Origin of the sequence: Streptomyces sp. NPDC060209, assembly GCF_042728155.1 — a bacterium.
In the GTDB taxonomy this organism is placed as follows: Bacteria; Actinomycetota; Actinomycetes; order Streptomycetales; family Streptomycetaceae; genus Streptomyces.
This window is the reverse complement of sequence record NZ_JBHWZS010000419.1, coordinates 1-6,363: the sequence shown is the minus strand read 5'-3', so window position 1 is coordinate 6,363 and position 6,363 is coordinate 1. Positions and strand designations below refer to the sequence as shown.

Genomic DNA, 6,363 nt, shown 5'->3' with positions numbered 1-6,363 from the left:
CCGTGTACCGGAGCCGGCCCCTTCGTACGTCACGCCGCAGGTCTAGTAGACCGGCTTCCCGGGCTCGACCTGGTTGACCCAGCCGATGACACCGCCGCCGAGGTGCACCGCGTCGGCGAAGCCCGCCGACTTGAGGACCGCGAGGACCTCCGCGCTGCGGACACCGGTCTTGCAGTTCAGAACGATGCGCCTGTCCTGCGGGAGGTCCTGGAGGGCGTTGCCCATCAGGAACTCGTTCTTCGGGACCAGCCGGGAGCCCGGGATCGAGACGATCTCGTACTCGTTCGGCTCACGGACGTCGATGATCTCGATCTTCTCGTCGCCGTCGATCCACTCCTTGAGCTGCTTCGGAGTGATCGTCGAACCGGCCGCCGCCTCCTGGGCCTCCTCGGACACGACGCCGCAGAAGGCCTCGTAGTCGATGAGCTCGGTGACGGTGGGGTTCTCGCCGCAGATCGCGCAGTCGGGGTCCTTGCGGACCTTGACCTGGCGGTACTGCATCTCCAGCGCGTCGTAGATCATCAGACGGCCGACCAGCGGGTCACCGATACCGGCGAGCAGCTTGATGGCCTCGTTGACCTGGATGGAGCCGACGGACGCGCAGAGCACGCCCAGGACACCGCCCTCGGCGCAGGAGGGAACCATGCCGGGGGGCGGCGGCTCCGGGTAGAGGCAGCGGTAGCAGGGACCGTGCTCGGACCAGAAGACGGACGCCTGGCCGTCGAAACGGTAGATCGAGCCCCAGACGTACGGCTTGTTCAGCAGGACCGCGGCGTCGTTGACCAGATAGCGGGTGGCGAAGTTGTCCGTGCCGTCCACGATCAGGTCGTACTCGGCGAAGATCTCCATCACGTTCTCGGCTTCGAGCCGCTCCTCGTGAAGGATGACGTTCACCAGGGGGTTGATCCCCTGCACGGTCTCCTTGGCCGACTGGGCCTTGGACTTGCCGATGTCGGCCTGGCTGTGGATGATCTGGCGCTGCAGGTTCGACTCGTCGACCTCGTCGAACTCGACGATGCCGAGCGTGCCGACACCGGCCGCGGCCAGGTACATCAGGGCCGGCGAGCCGAGGCCGCCGGCGCCCACACAGAGCACCTTCGCGTTCTTCAGCCGCTTCTGTCCATCCATCCCGACATCCGGGATGATCAGGTGGCGGGAGTACCTGCGGACCTCATCGACGGTGAGCTCAGCAGCTGGCTCGACCAGGGGTGGCAGCGACACAGGAACCTCAACAATGCAGGTGGTCGGTTTCTACGTACTTCATCTACGTACGGTTGTTCTCCCGTAACACTGCCACGCCGCTCCTCATTCCGAGATACCGGGTCCGATCCGCGAGACGAATTCGTCCCAGTAGCTGGGCAGTGCCGCAAATGGATCGGTTTGCCCCTTCGCGTCGTCCCGGTCAGTGAAGAAGATCGTGCCCGCGCCCTGCCAGCGGGCGATGCGCATGGCCTCCTCCAGATGTGTGCGCGGGACCCCGTGGACGAAGTGCGCGAAGCGGCCCGGTTCGTACGCCGCGGTCCACTCGGCCACCTGCGACCAGCGGTAGTCGGCCCACGGACCGCGGAAGGTGACCAGCTGGTCGGCGGCCTCGGCATAACCCGGGTACGGGTGGGTGCCGTGGCCCAGGACCAGCCGCCCGCCCTCCTCGTCCGCGCTGTCGCTGTCCGCCAGCAGGGCCGAGAGGGTACTTGTCAGCCGGCGGACCGCCGGAAGCCCGTCGCGTTCGGCCGGACAGTGGTCCAGGTAGAAGCCGCCGACGCGGTACCAGTCGAGGTAGGACTGGGCGTCGGCCACCAGCTCGCCGAAGGGACGGCTGCCGAAGGCCAGGTCGATGTGGCCCAGCAGCCTGCCCCCCGAGGCACGGACGGTGTCCTCCGGCACCTCGCCGTGCAGAGCGCGCTCGCGGGCGTTGCGCAGTCGGCCGGCGGCCTCCAGACAGTGCGGGTCGGGCCGCGCGCCCGGCCCGTCGTCGATGTTGAGGACGGCCCAGTGCAGCGGTGTGCCCGGCCGGGTGAGCCCGGCCCACTCGGCGGGCGCCAGCAGCGGATGGGCGTATCCGGGCACGCCGACGCCGAGCTGTTCCGCGCCGCCGGTCCGCAGGGTGGAGCCGGTACTGGTCAGATACGGCATGCCGCCTCCATCCAGATGTCCGCGAGGGACTCCTCCAGATTGATCCGGGGACGCCAGCCGAGCCGGTCCCGGGCGGTGCGGACATCTGCCTGCTGCCAGGCACCGCAGCCGTCGGGGTAGGGGGACGGGGTTGCCGCGAGGTGCTCCACGACGGATTCCGCGGAGGCGCGGGGGGCGCCGATGGGGAGCCGGGCGGGAGGCGTGTCGAGCTCGTGGAGTGCGCCCGCGTAACCGGCGACCCTGGCGAGGACCGCCGCCGCGTCGCGAAGCCGTACGGCCCTTCCGGTGCCGATGTTCACGACACCCTGGGCGGCGGAGAGCGAGGCTGCGTGCACGGCTCGCGCCACGTCGCGTACGTCCACGAAGTCACGCTGGACCCCGAGGCCGCTGAGCTTGAGCTCGGGGTCGCCGGTCTGCATGGCGCGGCGCATGGTCTCGGCGAGACGGCCGAGCGGGGAGCCGGCCGGGGTCCCGGGCCCGACCGGTGAGAAGACCCGCAGCACGACCGCGTCCAGACCGGAGCCGAGGACCAGCTCGGTGGCGGCGAGCTTGCTGACGCCGTACGGGCCTCCCGGACGGGGCACCGCGTCCTCCGCGGTGGACGAGCCGGGCTGCGAGGGCCCGTATTCGGAGGCACAGCCGACCTGGACGAGCCGTGCGCTGCAGCCGCTGCGGCGCATGGCCTCGCAGACGGTGGCCACGGCGACGGTGTTGTGGCGGGTCAGGTCCCGGGCACCGCCACGGGTGGCGCCCGCGCAGTTGACGACGACCCCTGGGTGGACGGCGTCCAGGAAGCGGGTGAGCGCTCCGGGGCTGCCGCCCGCGAGGTCGAAGCGCACATCGGCGTCGTCGCCGCGGCCGAGTGCCGTGAGGTGCACGGCGGGGTCGGCGAGCAGGCGGTCGGCGACGAAGCGGCCGAGGAATCCGTTCGCTCCGAGCAGCAGAACCCTCATCGCGCGCCCCCTCGGTGCCGACGGCTGCCTGCCGGTGAGGGGGATTGGGGGGTCATGTCCGGTGTCTCCTTGAGGAAGGTGTGTGCGGTACGGGAGACCCGCGGCGTCGGCTCCGCGGGGGTGGGGCGGCCCGGCTAGGCCGAGGCGTGGGCGGACGCCCGGGTGAGGGTGACCGATGCGTGGACCAGCAGCCCGAACGCGGCGATGCCGCAGGCGAGGACGGGCACGCCGCCGGGGCCGGCCGCGGCGACTACCGCTTCGACCGGCCGGGCGAGGAGGCCGAGGCCGGGCAGCCGCCCGGCGAGGACCAGGAAGGGGGCCGCCACTTCGACGGCGCAGGCGGCGGCGAGTCCGGTGGCGGCGGGCTCCGGGAAGCCGTGGACGGCCAGCAGGCGGGCCAGGAAGAGCAGGGCACCGAGGGCGGCCGGGCCGACGGGGCTGACGCCCGCCCCGGGGTGGCCGAGGCCGGCGAGGAACAGCAGCGCGGTCAGCGCGCAAAGGAAGAGCGCGACGACACCGAAGAGCAGGGGGCGTACACCGGCGCCGAACTCCGACAGACCGTGGGATCCGGCGAGCCGGTGGCGCGAGTGGGCGGCGAACAGGTGGGCGCACCAGGCCGCGGGGGCCAGTGCCAGCGAGAGGCCGAGCAGGGGGGCGGGCGCGGCGGTCCAGTGCCCGTCGGGTCCACCGCTGATGACCTGGGCGAGCAGGTCGTCGCCGTACACGACGTAGCCGAGGAGCCAGCAGACGTACAGCGTGACGCCTCCGGCGCCGTCCTGGGCCCGCAGCGGGCCGCCCCGCAGACAGAGCCGGAGCCCGAGGAGGGCGAGCAGGGCTCCGGCGGCGGTCACCGCGAACCGGGCTTCACCGCCGAGTACCCCTTCGGTGGCCCTGAGCGCCCCGGCGGTCGCGAGGCAGGCGGCCCCGGGCAGCAGCGCCGAGAGTGTCCATCCGGCCCGCGCCTCCTTACCTGGGCCGGGCCGTGGCCCGTGGTCGCGGACGGCCCTGCCGGCGCCAGGGACGCGGGCGTAGAGCTCCTCCGCGAGCGAGAAGACGTCGCGGTGCCGGTAGCGCGCTGCGGTCCGGTCGGTGAGCCCGTGCGCCTCCAGGCCGGCCGCGATCTCCAGGGGGTCGACGGCGCGCTCACAGAGGTCCCGGTGCCGGTGCATGAGCACCTTCACGGGGTCCGCGGGTCCGCGCCTGACCGCGGACCTGCGAGCGGGGTGGTACGCGATCTCGGGTGCCCGGAGTGCCGAACGGACCGCCCCCGGACCTTCGTCCGCCGGCTCCCCCCCGGCGTCCGGGGCCGGGGCTTCGGTGGGTCTGCCCATCGGGGCTCCTCCGTGGTCGTGGCCGCTCGTGTCGTCACGCATCGCCGTCTCCCGCTCCGCGTGCGCCCGCGCACACGCCCGCCGCGCCGACGGCCCAGCTCGGCACCCGGGAGGCACCGGCCACGGCCCGTGCGGCGACCGGTTCCGGGGGCAGAGCGCCCAGCACATGAGCCTCTGGGGGTGTGGCGAAGGGGCGGGGCGGTCCGTCCGGGTCCCGAGGGTCCACCTGCGCCGCCCACCGGGCCGGGGCATGCCCCACCAGGTCCAGGTAAATGCCGCGAAATGCCGTGAGGTTCTGCTCGACGGTGAAGAGTTCGAGCGCCCTTGCGCGCGCCGCGGCGCCCAGGCGCGCGCGGCGCTCCGGGTCACGCAGGAGCGCGACGCAGGCATCGGCGAGCGCCCGGGGATTGCGCGGGGGCACCACCAGCCCCGTGCCGCCGACGACTTCGACGACCGCGCCCACATCCGTCGAGACGGTGGCCCGGCCGCAGAACATCGCTTCGACCAGACTGATGGGAAATCCTTCGACGACGCTGGACAGGACGACGACGCCGCCCGCGGCGTAGGCCTCCGCGAGGTCGGGCACCTCGGGGCCTCCGATCTCCTCGAAGGTGACCGGGTTGTCGCCGACGGCGTGCGCGTCCGTGGCCTCGTCGGGAAAGAGCTGGACGGCGAGCGCCCTGCAGTGGGCGAGGTAGGTCTCCCCCTCGGTCCCCTGGACCGGCGCGCCGAAGATCCGCAGCCGGACGTCCGGCTCGGCCCTGCGCACCTCGGCGAAGGCGTGGAGCAGGGCGATCAGGTCCTTGGCGGGTTCGATCCGCCCGATCCACACCAGCGTTCCGGGGCCGCCCCCGTCGTCGCCCTCGCCGACCGCCCCGAACCGCTCCGCCTCCATGCCCGGGTAGACCGTGCGCAGCTTGTTCCGGTCGGCGCCGAACCGCTCCTGCCAGCGGCGGACATGGGTGTTGCCGGGGGTGATGAGCGCGGCCTGCCGGTAGACCTCGGAGGCGAGCAGCCCGTGGAAGTTGGCCAGCAGGGCGCGGACCGGCGCACCGGCCGGCGTTCGGGGCGCCGCGAGGTAGTGGGCCCTCAGCGGCACGCCGTGCTCCGTCACCAGCAGCGGCACGCCGAAGAAGCGTTTGGCCAGCAGTCCCGGCAGAGCCGCCGCGCCGCCGGACGCCGCGTGGCAGAGGTCGACCGCGCCGAGGCCGTCCTCGTCGTACCAGTCGAGGGAGAGGGGGCGCAGGGCGCGCTCCAGCTCGGCAACGAAGGCGAGGTAGTCGGGGACGGTGGCGCTGTGGACCGTCCGCCCGGCGCCCGGGGCGCGGCAGGCCGACTCGACGATGCGCACGCTCGTCTCGGAGCGCAGGGCGCTGTGCAGTCCGCCGCTCTCCCGGGCCAGGTCCGCGAGGCCGTAGAGGCCGTCCGTGAACAGGCCGGCCGCCGCGTCGGCGCCCGCGCCGTCGGATTCCGGCCCGGTCTCCGTGCCGGCGCAGACCGCCCCGACGAGCGCCGTCACGTGCGCCGTGAAGCGCCGTCGGTCCCGCCGTCCGTACGAGCGCCCCAGGCCGGTGGCGAGTCTGCCCGTCAGCCCTCTGGGGCGGCCGGGGTGCCGGGCGTCCTCCTCGTGCGTCCACATCGGCGCCGTCCGCACCCGTCCGACCCTGTCGGGGAGCCTGACCCAGCCCTGTTGTTCCTGGTCGGCGGAGCGGCTGAGCGCGAAGAGGTCGAACTCGTGCTGGGGAAGACCGCGCACCAGACGGTCGCACCAGAGTCTGGACTCACCGGTCGCATACGGATAACCACCGTCCGTGAGGAGTCCGATCCGCACGAGCACACCCCCGATCTCCCTTGTGGGTGGCCGCCGTTGATCGGCGACTCACAGCGGGACGACCGTATGCGGACAGACAGGTGGTGCGACGGACGGTCTGTCTCTTATACACATC

The 6,363-nt window shown here is 72.8% G+C and carries 5 protein-coding genes; all 5 read right to left on the bottom strand.

All coding sequences use genetic code 11. From position 1 onward, the window contains the following. Nucleotides 1-42 precede the first annotated feature (42 nt). The 5 genes from moeZ to ACFWFI_RS40015 all read right to left on the bottom strand — a co-directional run bounded on the left by moeZ (nucleotide 43) and on the right by ACFWFI_RS40015 (nucleotide 6,248). A complete protein-coding gene (gene moeZ, locus ACFWFI_RS40035) occupies nucleotides 43-1,221 on the bottom strand; it encodes an adenylyltransferase/sulfurtransferase MoeZ (protein WP_387400443.1) in 1,179 nt (392 codons plus the stop codon). An 84-nt stretch (nucleotides 1,222-1,305) separates the two neighbouring features. Beyond that, the gene (locus tag ACFWFI_RS40030) at nucleotides 1,306-2,133 is read right to left on the bottom strand and encodes a spherulation-specific family 4 protein (protein ID WP_387400441.1); all 828 of its coding nucleotides are present in this window, start codon (nucleotides 2,131-2,133) and stop codon (nucleotides 1,306-1,308) included. Next, on the bottom strand, nucleotides 2,121-3,086 hold the full coding sequence (locus tag ACFWFI_RS40025) for an NAD-dependent epimerase/dehydratase family protein (RefSeq protein ID WP_387400439.1): 966 nt from the start codon (nucleotides 3,084-3,086) through the stop codon (nucleotides 2,121-2,123). Before ACFWFI_RS40025 ends, ACFWFI_RS40030 begins: the two co-directional genes overlap by 13 nt. 134 nt (nucleotides 3,087-3,220) lie before the next feature. Then, nucleotides 3,221-4,417, bottom strand: coding sequence for a hypothetical protein (locus tag ACFWFI_RS40020; RefSeq protein WP_387400437.1), 1,197 nt, complete (start codon nucleotides 4,415-4,417; stop codon nucleotides 3,221-3,223). Between the two features lie 34 nt (nucleotides 4,418-4,451). Beyond that, the gene (locus tag ACFWFI_RS40015; protein WP_387400435.1) at nucleotides 4,452-6,248 is read right to left on the bottom strand and encodes a DUF3492 domain-containing protein; all 1,797 of its coding nucleotides are present in this window, start codon (nucleotides 6,246-6,248) and stop codon (nucleotides 4,452-4,454) included. Nucleotides 6,249-6,363 lie beyond the last annotated feature (115 nt).